At 65.0% G+C, this 17140-nt stretch carries 19 protein-coding genes; 11 read left to right on the top strand and 8 right to left on the bottom strand.

Annotation, left to right across the window (positions count from 1 at the left end; translation table 11 throughout):
* Positions 1-30: 30 nt before the first annotated feature.
* Positions 31-801: an exodeoxyribonuclease III gene (locus ACR9YP_RS27620; protein ID WP_438108880.1), complete on the bottom strand. Its 771-nt coding sequence runs from the start codon at positions 799-801 to the stop codon at positions 31-33.
* A 39-nt stretch (positions 802-840) separates the two neighbouring features.
* Here ACR9YP_RS27620 and ACR9YP_RS27615 point away from each other — a divergent pair, with 39 nt between their 5' ends.
* Positions 841-1059 (top strand): cysteine rich repeat-containing protein, encoded by a 219-nt coding sequence (locus ACR9YP_RS27615; RefSeq protein WP_091895024.1) that lies wholly within the window; start codon positions 841-843, stop codon positions 1057-1059.
* Between the two features lie 82 nt (positions 1060-1141).
* Here the strand turns inward: ACR9YP_RS27615 and alr are convergent, their stop codons facing one another.
* Together alr and ACR9YP_RS27605 are read right to left on the bottom strand one after the other, a co-directional pair.
* The gene (gene alr / locus ACR9YP_RS27610; protein ID WP_438110793.1) at positions 1142-2416 is read right to left on the bottom strand and encodes an alanine racemase; all 1275 of its coding nucleotides are present in this window, start codon (positions 2414-2416) and stop codon (positions 1142-1144) included.
* Between the two features lie 54 nt (positions 2417-2470).
* Positions 2471-3976, bottom strand: coding sequence for a replicative DNA helicase (locus ACR9YP_RS27605; RefSeq protein ID WP_091895028.1), 1506 nt, complete (start codon positions 3974-3976; stop codon positions 2471-2473).
* Positions 3977-4514: 538 nt separating this feature from the next.
* Between ACR9YP_RS27605 and ACR9YP_RS27600 the strand changes: the two genes are divergently transcribed.
* Positions 4515-4721: a transcriptional regulator gene (locus ACR9YP_RS27600; protein WP_438108876.1), complete on the top strand. Its 207-nt coding sequence runs from the start codon at positions 4515-4517 to the stop codon at positions 4719-4721.
* 104 nt (positions 4722-4825) lie between these two features.
* Here the strand turns inward: ACR9YP_RS27600 and ACR9YP_RS27595 are convergent, their stop codons facing one another.
* Positions 4826-6076 carry a class I SAM-dependent methyltransferase gene (locus tag ACR9YP_RS27595; protein WP_438108874.1) on the bottom strand — a complete coding sequence of 417 codons (1251 nt, stop codon included), beginning with the start codon at positions 6074-6076 and terminating at the stop codon, positions 4826-4828.
* A gap of 280 nt (positions 6077-6356) precedes the next feature.
* Between ACR9YP_RS27595 and ACR9YP_RS27590 the strand changes: the two genes are divergently transcribed.
* The 3 genes from ACR9YP_RS27590 (at position 6357) to ACR9YP_RS27580 (ending at position 8540) form a co-directional block, all read left to right on the top strand.
* Positions 6357-7355: a hypothetical protein gene (locus ACR9YP_RS27590; protein WP_438108872.1), complete on the top strand. Its 999-nt coding sequence runs from the start codon at positions 6357-6359 to the stop codon at positions 7353-7355.
* A gap of 109 nt (positions 7356-7464) precedes the next feature.
* Complete coding sequence (locus tag ACR9YP_RS27585; RefSeq protein WP_130217699.1) at positions 7465-8061, top strand: TetR/AcrR family transcriptional regulator; 597 nt, start codon at positions 7465-7467, stop codon at positions 8059-8061.
* Positions 8062-8072: 11 nt separating this feature from the next.
* Positions 8073-8540, top strand: a complete 468-nt coding sequence (locus ACR9YP_RS27580) for a PaaI family thioesterase (protein ID WP_474217609.1) — start codon at positions 8073-8075, stop codon at positions 8538-8540.
* A 124-nt stretch (positions 8541-8664) separates the two neighbouring features.
* Here the strand turns inward: ACR9YP_RS27580 and rplI are convergent, their stop codons facing one another.
* The 4 genes from rplI to rpsF form a co-directional block, all read right to left on the bottom strand.
* Positions 8665-9264, bottom strand: coding sequence for a 50S ribosomal protein L9 (gene rplI / locus ACR9YP_RS27575; RefSeq protein WP_438108866.1), 600 nt, complete (start codon positions 9262-9264; stop codon positions 8665-8667).
* 47 nt (positions 9265-9311) lie between these two features.
* A complete protein-coding gene (locus ACR9YP_RS27570) occupies positions 9312-10292 on the bottom strand; it encodes a YybS family protein (RefSeq protein ID WP_128942990.1) in 981 nt (326 codons plus the stop codon).
* 135 nt (positions 10293-10427) lie between these two features.
* Positions 10428-10667 carry a 30S ribosomal protein S18 gene (gene rpsR / locus ACR9YP_RS27565; RefSeq protein WP_007592020.1) on the bottom strand — a complete coding sequence of 80 codons (240 nt, stop codon included), beginning with the start codon at positions 10665-10667 and terminating at the stop codon, positions 10428-10430.
* Between the two features lie 5 nt (positions 10668-10672).
* A complete protein-coding gene (rpsF, locus tag ACR9YP_RS27560) occupies positions 10673-11143 on the bottom strand; it encodes a 30S ribosomal protein S6 (protein ID WP_438108860.1) in 471 nt (156 codons plus the stop codon).
* A gap of 335 nt (positions 11144-11478) precedes the next feature.
* Here rpsF and ACR9YP_RS27555 point away from each other — a divergent pair, with 335 nt between their 5' ends.
* The 6 genes from ACR9YP_RS27555 to fabF all read left to right on the top strand — a co-directional run bounded on the left by ACR9YP_RS27555 (position 11479) and on the right by fabF (position 17022).
* On the top strand, positions 11479-12186 hold the full coding sequence (locus tag ACR9YP_RS27555) for a TetR/AcrR family transcriptional regulator C-terminal domain-containing protein (protein ID WP_474217608.1): 708 nt from the start codon (positions 11479-11481) through the stop codon (positions 12184-12186).
* Positions 12187-12189: 3 nt separating this feature from the next.
* Complete coding sequence (locus ACR9YP_RS27550; RefSeq protein ID WP_438108858.1) at positions 12190-13215, top strand: fatty acid desaturase family protein; 1026 nt, start codon at positions 12190-12192, stop codon at positions 13213-13215.
* 173 nt (positions 13216-13388) lie between these two features.
* Positions 13389-14348: an ACP S-malonyltransferase gene (gene fabD / locus ACR9YP_RS27545; RefSeq protein WP_091895063.1), complete on the top strand. Its 960-nt coding sequence runs from the start codon at positions 13389-13391 to the stop codon at positions 14346-14348.
* Between the two features lie 11 nt (positions 14349-14359).
* Entirely contained in the window at positions 14360-15097 is a 738-nt protein-coding gene (gene fabG / locus ACR9YP_RS27540; protein ID WP_438108856.1) for a 3-oxoacyl-[acyl-carrier-protein] reductase, read from the top strand.
* A gap of 311 nt (positions 15098-15408) precedes the next feature.
* Positions 15409-15648 (top strand): acyl carrier protein, encoded by a 240-nt coding sequence (locus ACR9YP_RS27535; RefSeq protein ID WP_008551805.1) that lies wholly within the window; start codon positions 15409-15411, stop codon positions 15646-15648.
* Positions 15649-15756: 108 nt separating this feature from the next.
* Positions 15757-17022: a beta-ketoacyl-ACP synthase II gene (fabF, locus tag ACR9YP_RS27530; RefSeq protein ID WP_438108853.1), complete on the top strand. Its 1266-nt coding sequence runs from the start codon at positions 15757-15759 to the stop codon at positions 17020-17022.
* Positions 17023-17140: the final 118 nt, after the last annotated feature.

Genomic DNA, 17140 nt, shown 5'->3' with positions numbered 1-17140 from the left:
TGCCCACCCTACGGCTACGGCATCGTCGACCTATTTCAACTCCACCCACGCCGGCGCGTGATCGCTGGCGCCATCCTCGCCGCGGATCTTCTTGTCGACGCCAGCTTTGACCAGCCGCGGGGCGAGGGCAGGGCTGAGCAGGAGATGATCGAGCCGCAGGCCCGCATCGCGCGGCCAGCGGTTTCGCTTGTAGTCCCAGAACGTGTAGACGCGCTGTTCGGGATGCAGTTCGCGGATCGCATCGCACCAGCCTTGGTCGACCAGCGAGGCAAATGCCGCGCGGCTCTTCGGCTGGATCAGTGCATCCTTGTCCCATGATCGGGTCGGATAGATGTCGATCTCCGTGGGGGCGACGTTGTAGTCGCCGGCGAGCACCACCGGCAGATCCTGCTTGATGAAGCTCTTGGCGTGGCGCTTGAGCCGCGCGAACCAGTCGAGCTTGTAGTCGAATTTCGGCCCGGGCTGCGGATTGCCGTTTGGCAGGTAGATGCTGGTGACGATGATGCCGCGCACGGCGGCCTCGATGTAGCGTGCTTCGTGATCGTCGGCCTTCCCCGGCAAGCGATCGCGGGTGAGCACCGGCTCGGCGTTGCGAGCGAGGAGGGCGACGCCGCTCCAGGTCTTTTGTCCACGCCAGACTGCGCCATAGCCGGCCTTTTCGATGGCCGCTGCCGGAAATTCGCCATCACTTGCCTTCAACTCCTGAAGCGCGACGACATCGGGCTTCGCCACGCGCAGCCATGCCAACAGATTGGGCAGGCGGCGATTGATGTTGTTGATGTTGAATGTCGCAATCTTCATGTAGGGCTAACGCTACTGCCTTCCGATACCGGAGACACAATGTCCAAGTTGAGCTTTGTTGCCGTCGCACTCGTCATCGCGTTCTCCGGAGCCGTATCGGCACAATCGTCCGATCCGCGCGGCGCGTGCAAGGCGGACTATGACAAATTCTGCGCCGGCATCGCGCCGGGCGGCGGCATCGTCGCATGCCTCAACGGCAAGCGCGACCAGCTCACTGCGACCTGCAAGGCGGCGCTGGATAGCAGGAAGAAGAAATAAGTCTCGTGTCCCGGACAAGCCGTAGCGCGCAAGCGCACAGCTGAAGGCGCGCTGCGCTGCATCCGGGGCACGCGTGTATCCGCTAGGACGGCAGCGGCGGCGGGGCTGTCGGCTGCTCGATGGGTGGCGGTGACGGCGGTTGCTCGGCCGCCGCGGCAACCGCCTTTGCCAGCGGCTCCACGACATTGCCGCCCTTGTAGATGCGGGCGTAGCGGTGGCCGAGGCTGGTCAGCACCTCATAGCCGATCGTGCCGAAATGATGCGCGAGCTCGTCGACGGTGATGCCCTCTCCGAGCAGCGTCACCATGTGGCCGCGCCGCGCCGCGTTCGGCGGCAGGTCGGTGATGTCGATCGCGATCAGGTCCATCGAGATGCGGCCCGCGACCGGGCAGCGTTTTCCGGCCACGATGACCTCGGCGCCGCGGGTGCCGTCATTGGAGCTGGCGGCGCGGAAATAGCCGTCGGCATAGCCGACCGCGATGATCGCGAGCTTGGTCGGCCGCCGTGCGGTCCAGGTGCCGCCATAGCCGACGCTCTCGCCGCGATCGATGCTGCGGATCTGCACGATGCGCGCCTTGAGGTCGACCACCTGCTGCATCGGATTGTCGGCCTCCGGCGTCGGGTTGACGCCGTAGAGCGCAGCCCCCGGTCGCACCATGTCGAACTGGAAGGGGGCACCGAGGAAGATGCCGGACGAGTTGGCGAGCGCGGCCGGCACGCCTGAGAATTCGCTGGCGATGCTGCGGAAGGCTGCGAGTTGTCTTGCATTGACCGGACTGTTGAGCTGCTCGCCCGAGACCAGATGGCTCATCACCAGCGTAATGCCGTGATCGCCGGCATTGATGCGGGGAATGATGGCCTGCGCTTCTGCAAGCGTCAGGCCCAGCCGGTTCATGCCGGTGTCGATGTGAACGGCGGCGCCTCCGGTCCAGCCGCTGCGGCGGCAGAACACGTCCCATTCGGCGAGCTCGTTGAGATCGCCGATCACCGGCCGGCAGTTGATCTTCGCATAGTGCTCGCCGGTGTTCTGGAAATAGCCGCCGAGCACGTAGATCGTGGGCTCCGGCACCGCCTCCCGCACCTTGCGCGCTTCCTCGATGGTGGCAACGAAGAAGGTCTTGCAGCCGGCCCTGCTCAGCGCACGCGCGACTTCGGGGGCGCCGCAGCCATAGGCGTCGGCCTTGATCACCGCCGCGCATTCGGCCGGCACCGCCGTCTTCTCGAGCTTGCGCCAGTTGGCGATGATGGCGTCGAGATCGACGGTGAGCACGCCGCCATAGGCTGCGAGCGCGGCAGCCTGATTGGCCTCCGCGGAGAGAGGACCGGGTTGCGGGATCGTTTTCGGAGCGGACGCCATTGTCATGACGCCGTTTTACGCAAGAGACCCGAGTGGTTCAACCCGGGGAACACTCTAGTAGTCGCTGCGATCCGGCAACTGGCCGTCATGGGCGAGGTCGCCGAAGCGGGTGACCGAGGCATCGAAGTGCAGCTCGACCGTGCCGGTCGGACCGTGGCGCTGCTTGCCGATGATGACTTCGGCCCGGCCGACCGTGCGTTCCATGTCGGCCTGCCATTTGGCGTGCTCCTCGGTGCCGGGGCGAGGCTCCTTCATGGCGAGGTAATATTCCTCGCGGAACACGAACAGCACGACGTCGGCGTCCTGCTCGATCGAGCCGGATTCGCGCAGGTCCGAGAGCTGCGGCCGTTTGTCGTCACGCGATTCCACCTGACGCGACAGCTGCGACAGCGCGATCACGGGGACGTTGAGCTCCTTCGCCAGCGCCTTCAGGCTGGTCGTGATCTCCGTGATTTCCTGCACGCGGCTGTCGCTGGCGCGCTTGCCCGAGCCGGACAACAGTTGGATGTAGTCGATCACCAGGAGGTCGAGGCCCTTCTGGCGCTTGAGCCGCCGGGCGCGCGCCATCAGCTGCGCGATCGACAGGCCACCGGTGGCGTCGACATAGAACGGCAGCGATTGCAGCTCGATCGAGACCTGCCGGATCTTTTCGAAATCGGCTTCCGAGATGCCGCCGCGGCGGATGTGGGAGGAAGGGATGCCGGTGCGCTCGGCCACGATACGCGTGGCGAGCTGGTCGGCCGACATTTCGCAGGAGAAGAAGCCGATCACGCCGCCGTTGGCGGCCTTCATGGTGCCGTCGGCCTGGAGTTCCGGAACATAGGCTTGTGCGACGTTGTAGGCGATGTTGGTCGCAAGCGAGGTCTTGCCCATGCCGGGACGTCCCGCCACGATGATGAGGTCGGAGTGCTGCAAGCCGCCCATCTTGGTGTCGAGGTCGCGCAGGCCCGTCGAGATGCCCGACAGCTTTCCGTCGCGCTGGAATGCTTTCGCCGCAAGATCGACGGCGACTGTCAGCGCCTGCGAGAATTTCTGGAAGCCGCCGTCGTAGCGGCCGGACTCGGCGAGTTCGTAGAGGCGGCGCTCGGCGTCCTCGATCTGCGCCCGCGGCTGGAAATCGACCGGTGCGTCATAGGCGACGTTGACCATGTCCTCGCCGATGCCGATCAGGTCGCGCCGCAACGATAGGTCATAGATGGTGCGGCCGTAGTCCTGGGCATTGATGATGGTGGTCGCTTCGGCCGCGAGCCGCGCCAGATATTGCCCGATGGTCATGCCGCCGACGTCGGTATCGGCGGGGAGGAACGTCTTCAGCGTGACGGGCGTCGCGATCTTGCCCATCCGGATCAGGCTGCCGGCGGTCTCGAAGATCGTCTGGTGCAGCGGCTCGAAGAAATGCTTCGCCTCCAGAAAGTCGGAGACGCGGTAGAAGGCGTCGTTGTTGACCAGGATCGCGCCCAGGAGGCTCTGTTCCGCCTCGATATTATGCGGCGCGCTCCGATAGGCGGGAGTCCCGGCGTCGGGCGCGAGTTTGAGAACGTTCGAATCAGTCAGGGCCATGGTCGGACGTGCTTAGCAATTTTCTTGGGCGGATGCGGGGCGCGATAAAGCGCCGCCTCGGCCCAAAGCGGAAGCAAAAGCTGACCGCTATCAACCGCTCAGTGAAAATGGTGGATGATTGGCAGCCGCAGCACGCCGCGTGCTTGACGGATTTTCGCGGAACCGGGAGCGGCCGCAACCGCGCCACGGAAAAATGCTCGAGTCGTGAACCTTATGGATTGGCACATAGACCCATCGAAGAACGCGCGAATTGACGCACGCTGGGAGCTTTCCGCTCGGCTTCAGACCAGCAGGAGGTAGACCAGCGCAACCAGGGCCGCGCCGACGCCGGTGACGATCAGGGCGTAATCGGTGCGGAGGTCGTCCTGCACGTCGAATGAGGTTTGGGTCTTTTTGCTCATGGCGACGATCTAAGTCAGGTCCGACCAGACTTATGTGAAACAGATCACATCTTCCCGGATTCTTTCGGGGTAGAGCCGGAACGGGCCGGCGGGCAGGGGGTTGTCCCCGACGCGCCAGCGGGAAGACGAGGCAAGCAATGCGGCCAGAACGGCAGCAGCAGATATGGCGGAGCGAAGCAGGCAGCCGGCTCTGGCTCGCGGGACTGATCGCGGCCATGGAGCACGCCGAGCGGCCTGACGTGCGGCGTCAGCCGGTCGCACCCGAACTTCTCGTCGAATTGCGGGCGCAACTGGCGTTAAACGCCTCTTTCCGGCTCTCCCAGATTTCGACCCTGCGTCACTAGAGCATGATCCGGAAAAGTGTGCAGCGGTTTTCCGAAAAGATCATGCTCAAACAATAACCTAAAGCGCGATGACGATTCATCCTAATCTCATCGCGCTTTAGGGCTTATTCACCTGCCAGCTTCAGCCTGGGCTTGGCGCCGCCCTCGAGGGCCCGCAGCCGGGCTTCTTCGCGCGTGACGTAGTCGCGCGTGATCGGCACCACGCCCTGGCGACGGGTGAGCTGGATCTGGAAGTTCATCATCGCCTGCTTGCGGAAGGTCATTTCGCAGGCCGCCAGGTAGAACTCCCACATCAACGCGAAGCGCTCGTCGTAGAGCTGCACGGCCTCCTCGCGCCGTGCCATGAAGCGCTCCCGCCAGGCTTTCAGCGTCTCTGCGTAATGCAGGCGCAGGATCTCGATATCGCAGACCAGCAGGCCCGCCCGCTCGATCGCCGGCAGCACCTCGGACAGAGCGGGGATGTAGCCGCCGGGGAAGATGTATTTGGCGATCCAGGGATTGGTCGAGTCCGGCCCCTGCGAGCGGCCGATCGAGTGCAGCAGCATGACGCCGTCCTCGCTCAGGAGCTCGGCGCAGCGCTGGAAGTAGGTGTCGTAGAAGCGGGCGCCGACATGCTCGAACATGCCGACCGAGACGATGCGGTCGAATGGGCCGTCGATGTCGCGGTAGTCCTGCAGCAGGAATTTGGCCGAGCCCGCCAGGCCCTTTTCGGCGGCGCGCGCATTGGCGATCTGCAATTGCTCGGTCGACAGGGTGATGCCGGTGACGTCGGCGCCTGCGATCTCGGCGAGATAGAGCCCGAGCCCGCCCCAGCCCGAGCCGATGTCGAGCACGCGCTGGCCGTTCCTGACGAGCAGCTTCGCGGCGATGTGCCGCTTTTTGGCGAGCTGTGCATCGTCGAGCGTCGTCTCCGGCGTCTCGAAATAGGCGCAGCTATATTGCTTGTCGGCATCGAGGAAGAGTGAATAGAGCCGGGCGTCGAGATCGTAGTGGTGCGCCACATTGCTGCGGGCGCGCGAGCGCGGATTGAACTGCTTCAGGTGGCGCGTCAGATAGCGCAGGTGCCACCACGGTTTTGCCCACTGCGGCAATAGGTCGGGTTGATCAAGCAGGATCGCGAGGGCATCAGCTATGGTGCCGCGTTCGACCACGAACTCGCCGTCCATATAGGCCTCGCCAAGCCCGAGCTCGGGATTGATGAGGATCTTGCGCTCCGCGTCCGCGGTCATGAAGCGCACCGCGACCGGTTCGCCAGAGCCGTCGCCGACAGTGAACGTCGCCCCGCTCGCGCTGGTCAGCATCATCGACCCGCGGCGGATGAATTGAGACAGGAATCTACGCAACAAACGGTCCATCGACACCTTCCTCTCGAGCGGACCCGAAGAGATGCGACTAACCCGGCCTTTACATTTGACGCTCAGGGTCCCGCTCGGGTTCCTATGCGTTTGCATCTAAATCTAGGGGAGCGGGTCCGGCTCCGCTATTGCGCTGTGTTCAAAGCCGATATTCGAAAAGCGCTTAATCACATCCTTGCGCGCGGGCCCGCTTCCATTCGCGGCTCAATCGGCTAAAAGGTGACCGCCGCCGCGCGGGATGCCGGCTGCACCTCTCGGATTTCAATGGAGATGATGGGAAATGTCGAGCCGAGCGCTCAGTCTCGCGACGGTACTGCTTCTGATCGGCTTCGGCGCGACCGATACCGTTCTTGCGCAGGCAACGAACCTCGAGGCCGGCAAGTCTCCGTCCCAGCTCTTCGCGCAGACCTGCAATGCCTGCCACAAGAGCCCCCGCGGGCTTCTGAAATCCGTGGCGCCGGGTTCGCTGCCGGGCTTCCTGCGCCAGCACTACACCACGAGCTCGGACATGGCGGGCATCCTCGCCTCCTACCTCGTCTCCAACGGTGCCACCGATACCCGCTACCAGGCCAAGGACGGCAGGGACAAGAAGGACGGCGCCAAGGATAAGGAAGCCAATACGGCTCCGGGCCAGTCCGAACATCAGGGCCGCCGCCAGCGGTCGCAGGAGGCCGCCAAGCCGGAGGGCGAGGGTGCCGCTCCGGCGGCCGAGGGCGCGCGCCAGAAGCGTGCTGCGCGGCCGGCCGAGGACGGCGCGAAGTCCGAGGGCCAGGCAGCACCGGAGGGACGCAAGGCCAAGCGCCGAGGCAAGCCCGGGACTGAGGAAGCACCGAAGATCGACGCCGCCGCGCCGGCCACTGAAGACAAGAAGAGCGAGCCGAAGGTCGAGTCAAAGCCTGAGACGGCCAAGCCCGACAGCGCCAAGGTCGAGCCGGGTCGTGACGAGGCCAAGCCCGACAGCAGCAAGGCATCCGAGAAGCCCGCCGAGGCCAAGCCTGATAGCGCGAAGGTCGAGCCGCGCGGCAGCGAAGCTCCAGCGCTGCGCCCCGATCCGGTCCCGCAGGTGACGCCGTCCGCACCAGCCGTCGTGAAGCCGGCCGAGCCGGCCGCGCCGAAGCCGGCAGAAGAGGCCGCTCCCAAGCCAGCCGCGCCTGCCGCCAGTTCCGAACCGGCACCCGCGGTCAAACCGCAGGAATCGGCGCCGCCCGCGACCGCTGCAGCCCCGCCCGCAGCGCCAGCCGAGTCCTCCGGCCTGCCGGCGCCGCCGATCTCGCGCTAAGCCAATCCACATTTTCCAATCGACGGTGCGGAGGCCGCGCATCGCGTCCTCCGCACCGTCTTGACCGATTGTAGAGTGCTGCTCTAGAGTAACGCTCTAGGAGGTCTCGATGACGGCGAGCATGCGTGATGACCTGTTGGAGGCGGGACTAATCGTGTTCGACCGCGTCGGCTTCGAGGCTGCGACGGTGGCCGCGATCCGTACCCGGGCGCGTGCCTCCAATGGCAGCTTCTTTCATGCCTTCGGCTCGAAGAAGGAGCTCGCCGGCGCGTTGTTCCTGGAAGTGCTGCGACACTATCACGCCGCGGTGCTGGCCGCGCTCGATCCCGTGCCCGATGCGGAGCAGGGTATCGATCGCCTGATCCGGGCGCATCTCGACTGGGTCGTCACCAGCCGGCGCGAGGCGCGCTATCTCTTCGAGATCTCGCGCAGCGAATGGGGCGAGGACGTGCGCGACGGCCAGCGCGCGCAGAACGCGCGCCTTGTCGAAGGCATCGAGCGCTGGCGCGCGCCGCTGGTCGCGCGCGGCGAGCTGCTGCCGATGACGCCGGTGATGTTCGTCAGCCAGCTGATCGGCCCGGCCCAGATCTTCTGCCGCGCCTTTCTGTCGGGACGCGAGCGCGCCGATCCGCGCATTGAGGCCGACACGCTGATCGCCTGCGCCATCCGTGCGCTACGGCCACTCGATCGCATCGACAAACAATAGGGAGAGACAGCATGCGAGCCGAAGCGGACCCCGAATTCGCAGCCGTTGCCGAGCGCATCCACGCCAATGTCGGCCGGCAGGGTTTTATGAATCTGGTCGGCGCCGAGCTGTCCGAATTGTCGCGCGGCACCTGTACCATCGCCGTAGAGCGGCGGCCGGAACTGCTTCAGCAGCACGGCTTTTTCCATGGCGGCGTGACTGCCTTCCTGGTCGACAACGCCACGACGATCGCTGCCGCCACCTCGCGCGGCCAGCCGGCGCTAACGGCGGAATACAAGCTCAATTTGTTATCGCCCGCGGTCGGCGAGAAGCTGATCTGCCGGGCAAGAGTGATCAAGCCGGGCCGTCAGGTTGCCGTGGCCGCGGCCGACGTGTTCTGCGTCAGCGATGGCATCGAGAAGCATACGGCAACCGCGCTCGCCTCGATCGCGATGTTGAGCGAGGACGTCGCCGCCAAAACGAAAAGCCCGGCCGCCTGAAGCGACCGGGCTGATCCATTCTCTGTTGTCATTGCCGGGCCTGGCCCGGCAATCCATCTTCTTGAGCAAACTCTCTTGATGGATGCGCGGGTCAAGCCCGCGCATGACGAGCTGTACGTGCTGCTTACTTCTCATCCGCAGCCGGCGCCGGCTCGACCTCCTCGTGCTGGGCTTCCGGATCGAAGAACTCGCCGGCCGCGGCGATCGCCTCGGCGGCGGCGTCGCGGTCCTCGTTGCGGGTCGAGATGTCCTCGCCGCGGTTGATGCGCTCGGCTTCGTCCTGGCTGCGCGCGACCGTCACGGTGATCTCGACCTCGACCTCGGGGTGAACGGCGACGGTGACCGTGTGCTTGCCGATGGTCTTGATCGGCGCGTCGAGCTGCACCTGCGGACGGTCGAGGTGGACGCCGTCGGTCTCGAACGCGGCGACGAGGTCGCGCACCGTGACCGAACCGAACAGCTGGCCGGCTTCGGAGGCCTGGCGGATCACGATGATGTTCTTGCCCTCGATCTTCTCGGCGACCTTGGACGCCTCGCCCTTGGCCTGGAGGTTGCGAGCCTCGAGCTCGGCCTTCATGCCGTCATACTTGGCACGGTTGTCGGTGGTGGCGCGCAGCGCCTTGCCGCGCTTGAGCAGGAAATTGCGGGCATAGCCGTCGCGAACCTTCACGACTTCGCCCATCTGGCCGAGCTTGTTGACGCGTTCCAGCAAAATGACTTCCATATTCGTTCTCCTTTGAAGTGGTCTGAGTTTCAGTTTTCGGGTTGGACTTAAGGGGTCGGCAGTGGCGGCGGCTGCCGGCTGCGCAGGAAGCGCTCGCGGAAGCCGAACACGGCATCCGCAAGGCCGAGGATCACCATCGCGATCACGGGCCATCCGAACACGACGACGACGGCGTAGGTCGAGCCGAGCCAGAAGGTGCGGCTCTTCAGCGTCAGCGTCAGCGTATGCAGCACGGCGAAACCGGTCAGCGCATAGCCCATCATCAGCGCGGCCGTGGTGATCTGCGCGACGATCGCGAGCAGCCCGCCGGTGAAGCAGAAGGCGAGCGCGATGCAGAGCGCCACGAGCGTCATCGGCGGCAGCTCGGCCGTCTTCATGTCCGGCCAGGGACGACGCAGCCGGCCCGACGTCGCCGTCACCTTGGCGCTGAGCCAGAGGTTGAGAGTCAGCGTCATCATCGCGACGATGGTGGCGGCGGCCGGTGCGATGCGCACCAGCGCGTCGACGAACTGGCTGGCTTCGCCCGAGGTTTGCGGGTCGGTGGTGCGCAGAAGGCGCATCAGGCCGCGCCGCAGCGTGCCGGTGATGGTCTCGGCGTCGGTGCCGAGCGTGAGCAGGGCGGCGATCGTGGTCAGCGCGGCAAAACCTGCGATCCAGAGCAGGATGCGGCCGACCGGATACCACTCGATCTCGGGTTCGGCCGGCGGCTCGGCGACGGAGGCGTCTGGCCCGACGCTTCCGACCTGCCGACCGAGCAGGACGAGGTGGCCGAGCCACCAGGCCGGCAATGCGACGGTGACGGCGAAGGCGATGCAATAGGGCAGGCCGAACAGGGCGCCGAGGCCGATTGCGGCGGCAATGCCGCCGAGGCTCGCGCACAGCGGCCCCCAGCCGATCGCGGCGACCATCAGCGGCAGCGGTGCGAGATAGAATAGGACGAGCGAGATCAGCGCGCCCGAAATGATCGAGGCGAACATCAGGGCCGACGCGGCGCCGGCGATCAGGGCTATCAGTCCAAAGGCCATCATCAGCTGTCCCGCTCCCTTCGAGCGGTTAGAGGCATCGTTTGCCCCAACCATCGGCGACCGGACGACCCGGAAGCCTTATGCGTTCAGATCAGTTTACGACCGGCGGCTCAATGGCCGCCGGTCGAATTGGTCGTATCAGCGAATGACGTAGGGCAATAGGCCCAGGAACCGCGCGCGCTTGATGGCGCGGGCGAGCTCACGCTGCTTCTTCGCGGACACCGCGGTGATGCGGCTCGGCACGATCTTGCCGCGCTCGGAGACGTAACGCATCAGGAGCTTGGAGTCCTTGTAGTCGATCTTGGGAGCATTGGCGCCCGTGAACGGGCAGCTCTTGCGACGACGGAAAAACGGACGGCGTGCACCAGCTTCAGCCATTGATCTTACTCCCCATCCGTCGTGGTTTCAGCTTCTTCGCGCGGGCGGCGCGGGCCGCGGTCACCGCGGAAACCGCCCTCGCGGTCACCACGGAAGCCGCCTTCACGCTCGCCGCGGAAGCCACCGCCGCGGTCGTCACGCTCGCGATCACGATCGGCCTTGCGCATCATCGCGGACGGGCCTTCCTCGAGCTCCTCGACGCGGACGCTGAGATAGCGGATCACGTCTTCGCTGATGCGCTCCTGGCGCTCGATCTCGGCGATCGCCGCGGACGGCGCGTCGATGTTGAGCAGCACGAAGTGCGCCTTGCGGTTCTTGTTCATGCGGTAGGTGAGGGAGCGAACGCCCCAATTCTCGGTCTTGGTGATCTTGCCGCCGAGACCCTCGACGATACCGGTCATCTGCGCAGTCAGCTCTTCGACCTGCTGCGGGCTCGCGTCCTGACGCGCGAGAAAAACATGCTCGTAAAGAGGCATGGAAGTCCTTTCCTCATGTTGGCGCATCGCCCGGCGTCAAACCCTTAAGAGACCTTCGGAAAGGACTCTGGGATCAAGCTCAGAAGGCGGAAACACGGGACGACGGGCCGACTGGCCCTGCCACACCAAAATCACGAATGATTTGCTGAGACCGTCCGTTCAGCTCCCGGCCGGGGTCTGCGGATGCGCGCCTTATACGGATTTTGGCCGGCTTTGCAAGATTGGGAGCCAAGTCTCGGCCTCGCCCGCCCGTAGGCGGTGGTCACCACCCTCAAATCTTACCGGCTTGATCTATTTGTTTGTATAGCATACAAAGAAAGCAGCGGGAGGATCCAATGGCAGACAATTCTGCCCATGCGCCGTTCGAGCCGGGCGCCAGCGACCCCAAGCATGCCGCGCGCGCCACGCGCTCGGCCGGCCGCAAAATGCGGTCGCTGCTGCTGGATGCCGCGAGCCCGCTGTTCCGGGAGCGGGGACTTTCGGGCACGGCGATCACCGACATCGCAGCCGCGGCGGACGCGTTCCCGAGCCAGATCACCTATTACTTCCGCACCAAGGAGGCGCTGTTCGTCGAATGCGCCTGCCGCGAGCTGCTGTATCTGGCGCGCGCGACGGAGCAGGCGGCGCTGAAGACGCGCACGCCGCAGGAATACACGCACGCGCTGGCCGAGACGGTCACGGCGAGCGATTCGGTCGCCTTCTTCGCCGAAGCCCTGACACTGACGCGGCGGCGCCAGGATCTCGCGCCACTGGTCGAGCGCACCATCGAGCGCCTGCACAGCGAAGGCGCGCGGGCCTATGCGAGCCAGGTCGCGCGGCATGGCTGGCGCTCCCTGCGCGCGCCCGACGAAAGCTCGCGGCGGTTCTGGGCCGTCGCCATCGGCGTCATCCTCGAAGGCTACGCCATGGGCCGTTCGCCCGAGCAGCTCTGCGCCGAGATGCTGCGCGTGCTCGGTGAGCAGGCGAAATCCACGGGCGAGGCGGCGCGCCTGCGTCTCGTCGAGCAGCACGACGCATCGACCACTTCGGATGGGGAGAGTTAGGCCATGACCGCGCTTCGCATGCGTGCCCGCGATTTCCTGACTGACGAACAATTGGCCGACGTGCGCCAGCGCGTGACGTGGAAAGGCGTTGCACTGATCGTGCATGCCTGGGCGCTGATCGTAGGCGCGATCGCTCTGGTCGCGTGGTGGCCCAATCCGCTGACATACATTCTCGCCGTCGCCATCATCGGCTCGCGCCAGCTTGGGCTCGCCATCCTCATGCATGACGGCGCGCATGGCTGCCTGTCCGCCGACGAGAAAACCAATCTGGCGCTGAGCCAATGGTTCTGTGCCTATCCGCTGTTTGCAGAGACGCGGAGCTACCGGCGCTATCACTTGCAGCATCACGCGCGCACCCAACAGGAAGACGATCCCGATCTGGTGCTGTCGGCGCCGTTTCCAATCACCAAGCTGAGCTATCGCCGCAAGTTCATTCGCGACATCACCGGACAGACCGGTTATCAGCAACGCAAGGCACAATTGCTCAACGCGCTCGGGCCGACGGACTGGCCGTGGCGGCAGCGTGCGGCGCATTTCTGGGACAAGCTCGGCCCGCAATGCGCCGTCAATGCCGCAATGTTCGTTGCGCTCGCGGCGGCCGGCGTGTGGTGGGCCTATCCGCTGCTATGGCTGGTGCCGCTGCTGACCTGGATGATGGTCATCACCCGTATCCGCAATATCGCCGAGCACGCCGTCGTCCCTGACAGCAATGACCCCTTGCGCAACACCCGCACCACCCATGCCAATTTTCTCGAGCGCCTGTTCGTCGCGCCGTACTACGTGAACTATCACCTCGAGCATCACCTGTTGTTCTACGTGCCCTGCTACAATTTGCCGAAGGTGCATCGCCTGCTGAGCGCCAGCCGGCATGCCGGCCGCATGGAGGTGCAGCCGGGCTACGCCGCGGTGCTGCGGCTCGCCACCGCGAAGCCGAACCGGGACGATCGGCCAGGGCAATTGGTCAACAGCGCGCGCCGCGCGCGGGCGGGGGCAGAGGTTGACGCCAACCAGACGGCCGGCGGATTCTAGGAAGCCACATCCCCGGTTGAATGCCGGCCGGGGTTCCCATCTTGGCTTGACAGTCCGACCCCGGACAGTGTCTACGGCCCCCTTTGGAGCGTGATCCGGAACCTTGGCCCAAGGCCGCGCGTAATCGGCTGCCGGTTCTCGTGAGGATCAAGCCCGACAAGCAGGGAGCGCCGATGACGGCAGCATTCACATTTCCGGGGCAGGGGTCCCAGGCCGTTGGCATGGGCAAGGCCCTGGCCGACGCTTTTCCGGTGGCGCGCGCCGTGTTCGACGAGGTCGATGCCGCGCTCGGGGAGAAATTGACGGCGACCATATGGGATGGTCCGGCCGAGACCCTCCAGCTCACCGAAAACGCCCAGCCGGCGCTGATGGCGGTCTCGGTGGCCACCCTGCGCGTGCTGGAGAGCGAAGCCGGTTTTTCCGTCGGGCGGGACGCGGCCTTCGTCGCTGGCCACTCGCTTGGTGAATATTCGGCGCTGGCTGCGGCCGGCAGCCTGACGATCTCCGATACCGCACGACTGCTTCGCACCCGCGGTCTCGCAATGCAAAAAGCCGTCCCGGTCGGCGCCGGTGCGATGGCCGCGCTGCTGGGCCTCGACTACGAGGCCGCCATGGAGGTCGCCCATGAGGCGGCACAGGGTCAGGTCTGCCAGGCCGCCAACGACAATGGCGGCGGGCAGGTGGTGGTCTCCGGCGACAAGGCAGCGGTCGATCGCGCCGTCGAGATCGCCAAATCCAAGGGCGCCAAGCGCGCGATGCTGCTGCCGGTATCCGCGCCGTTCCATTGCAAGCTGATGCAGCCGGCCGCCGACGCCATGGCGGAGGCGCTCTCGAAAGTCACGATCAAGGCGCCGGCCGCGCCGCTGGTGTCGAACGTGCTGGCGAGCGCCATTAGCGACCCCGACGAGATCCGGCGCCGCTTGGTCGAGCAGGTCACCGGTACGGTGCGCTGGCGCGAGTCGGTTGCCTATATGGCAGGGCAGGGCGTCACCCGCTTCTTCGAGATCGGCGCCGGCAAGGTGCTGACCGGTCTCGTCAAGCGCATTGCGGACGGTGCCGTCGGCGTTGCTGTCGGCGGTCCCAACGATATTGCCGCCGCCAAGGATGCCTTGGCCGCCGCGAAGCAGGGTTGAGGGAGTTATCGATGTTCGATCTGACTGGCAGGAAGGCGCTCGTCACCGGCGCGACCGGCGGCATCGGCGGCGCGATCACGCAGGCGCTGCACGCGCAGGGCGCTACCGTTGCAATTTCCGGAACGCGCAAGGAAGTGCTGGATGAGCTTGCCGGCAAGCTCGGCGAGCGCGCCTTTGTGCTGCCCTGCAATCTCTCCAAGGCCGATGAGGTCGAAGCGCTGGTACCCGCTGCGGAGGCCGCGATGGGACAGGTCGACATCCTCATCGCCAATGCCGGCATCACCCGCGACAATCTCTTCGTGCAACTCCGTGACGAGGATTGGGAGGAGGTCATCAACGTCAATCTGACCGCGACCTTCCGCCTGGCACGCGCCGCCACCAAGCTGATGATGCGCAAGCGCTTCGGCCGCATCATCGCCATCACCTCGGTGGTCGGCGTCACCGGCAATCCCGGACAGGGCAACTACACCGCCTCGAAGGCGGGCCTGATCGGCATGATCAAGACGCTCGGTGCCGAATACGCCAAGCGCGGCGTGACCGCCAATTGCATCGCGCCAGGCTTCATCAAGACGCCGATGACGGATGCGCTCAACGACAAGCAGCGCGAAACGATTCTGACCAAGGTTCCGGCTGCCCGTCTGGGCACGCCCGAGGACATCGCGGCGGCCGCCGTGTACCTGAGTTCGAACGAAGCAGCCTACGTCACCGGCCAGACCATCCACGTCAACGGCGGCATGGCTATGATCTAAGCCCTCATTCCGCACTGCCCACATGGGCGGCGCGGGATGCGGCAAGGCCGTTTCCGGAGCGAAATGAGGCTTGTAGTCAAGGCAATTGAAGTATGATAACCGGACCTTCAACGGATGGGCAAAGAACGCCATTGCAGGTTTTTGAAACCCTGTATATTGGCGATGCGGAGCCTTGGCCGTCGTTCGCCGGGCCCTGTATCGGTTAGGATGGGGCCAAATCAAAGTTCGTAAGCGAAGGCAAGTAACACGACCACGACGGCTCGTATCGTCCCGGGGGGTCGGGTCTACAGGGAACAACACGAGGTTAAGCAATGAGTGACATTGGCGAGCGGGTTAAGAAGATCGTGGTCGAACACCTTGGTGTTGAACCCGAGAAGGTTGTCGACAACGCGAGCTTCATCGATGACCTCGGCGCCGACAGTCTGGACACCGTCGAGCTGGTGATGGCGTTCGAAGAGGAATTCGGTTGCGAGATTCCGGACGACGCTGCGGAAACGATTCTCACCGTCGGCGATGCCACGAAGTTTCTCGAGAAGAACGCGAAGAGCTAAGGCTCTTCATTTTCGCGGGGACAACATTGAAACCGGACGGGCCGCTTCGCAGCGGCCAGCCGGTTTCTTGTTATTGGCCGTGAATCTTTCGATGCGGAGTTTTCGGATATGAGGCGGGTTGTCGTCACGGGTCTCGGCATGGTCTCGCCACTGGGCTGTGGCGTCGAAGCGACCTGGAAACGCATCCTCAACGGCGAAAGCGGTGCGCGCAGGATCGCGAGCTTCGATGTCTCCGATCTCCAGACCAAGATCGCCTGCACGGTCGTGCGCGGCGACGGTTCGAACGACACCTTCAATCCCGACAAGTGGATGGAGCCGAAAGACCAGCGCAAGGTCGACGACTTCATCATCTTCGGCATGGCCGCAGCCGGCCAGGCGCTCGATGACGCCAACTGGCATCCCGAGACTGAAGAGGACAAGTGCGCGACCGGCACCATGATCGGGTCCGGTATCGGCGGCCTCAACGGCATTGCCGATACGGCGATTCTGCTCAAGGAGCGCGGACCGCGCCGAGTGTCGCCGTTCTTCATTCCGGGACGCCTGATCAATCTCGCCTCCGGCTATGTCTCGATCGCGCACGGGCTGAAGGGACCGAACCATTCGGTGGTCACGGCCTGCTCGACCGGCGCGCATGCGGTCGGCGATGCCGCCCGCCTGATCGCGCTCGGCGACGCCGACGTCATGGTGGCCGGCGGCGCGGAATCGCCGATCTGCCGCATCGGCATTGCCGGCTTCAATGCCGCGCGCGCGCTATCGACTGGTTTCAACGGGACGCCCGAGAAGGCTTCGCGTCCCTATGACAAGGACCGCGACGGCTTCGTGATGGGCGAGGGCGCCGGCGTCCTGGTGCTCGAGGAGCTTGAGCACGCCAGGCGCCGTGGCGCGAAGATCTACGCCGAGGTGATCGGCTACGGCCTCTCCGGCGATGCTTATCACATCACCTCACCGTCGCCCGATGGCGATGGCGGTTTCCGCAGCATGTCGGCAGCGCTCAAGCGCGCCGGTCTCACGGCATCCGATCTCGACTACATCAATGCGCACGGCACCTCGACACCGCTCGGCGACGAGATCGAGCTTGGTGCGGTGGAGCGCCTGCTGGGCAATGCCGCCTCCAAGGTCGCGATGTCCTCGACCAAGTCGTCGACCGGTCATCTCCTCGGCGCGGCCGGTGCGATCGAGGCGATCTTCGCCATTCTCGCGATTCGCGATAATGTCGTGCCGCCCACCATTAACCTCGACAATCCGTCGGTCGAGACCGCGATCGATCTCGTGCCGCACAAGGCGAAGAAGCGTGAGGTCAACGTCGCATTGTCGAACTCTTTTGGTTTTGGCGGCACCAATGCGTCGGTGATCGTCCGGCGTTTGGCCAGTTAGTTTGCGTTTGAGACGAATCCACCGTTTTGCCGTATTCGGCGATAGTCATAGAAGTGGGCGCGTGCATTTGGCTCGGCAAGGTGATTGTCAGGCCGCGATTGAACCGGCAGAATTCAGG

Source organism: Bradyrhizobium sp. BR14999 (assembly GCF_056106085.1).
The sequence above is the reverse complement of the archived record's forward strand: the minus strand, read 5'-3'. Positions and strand labels throughout refer to the sequence as shown.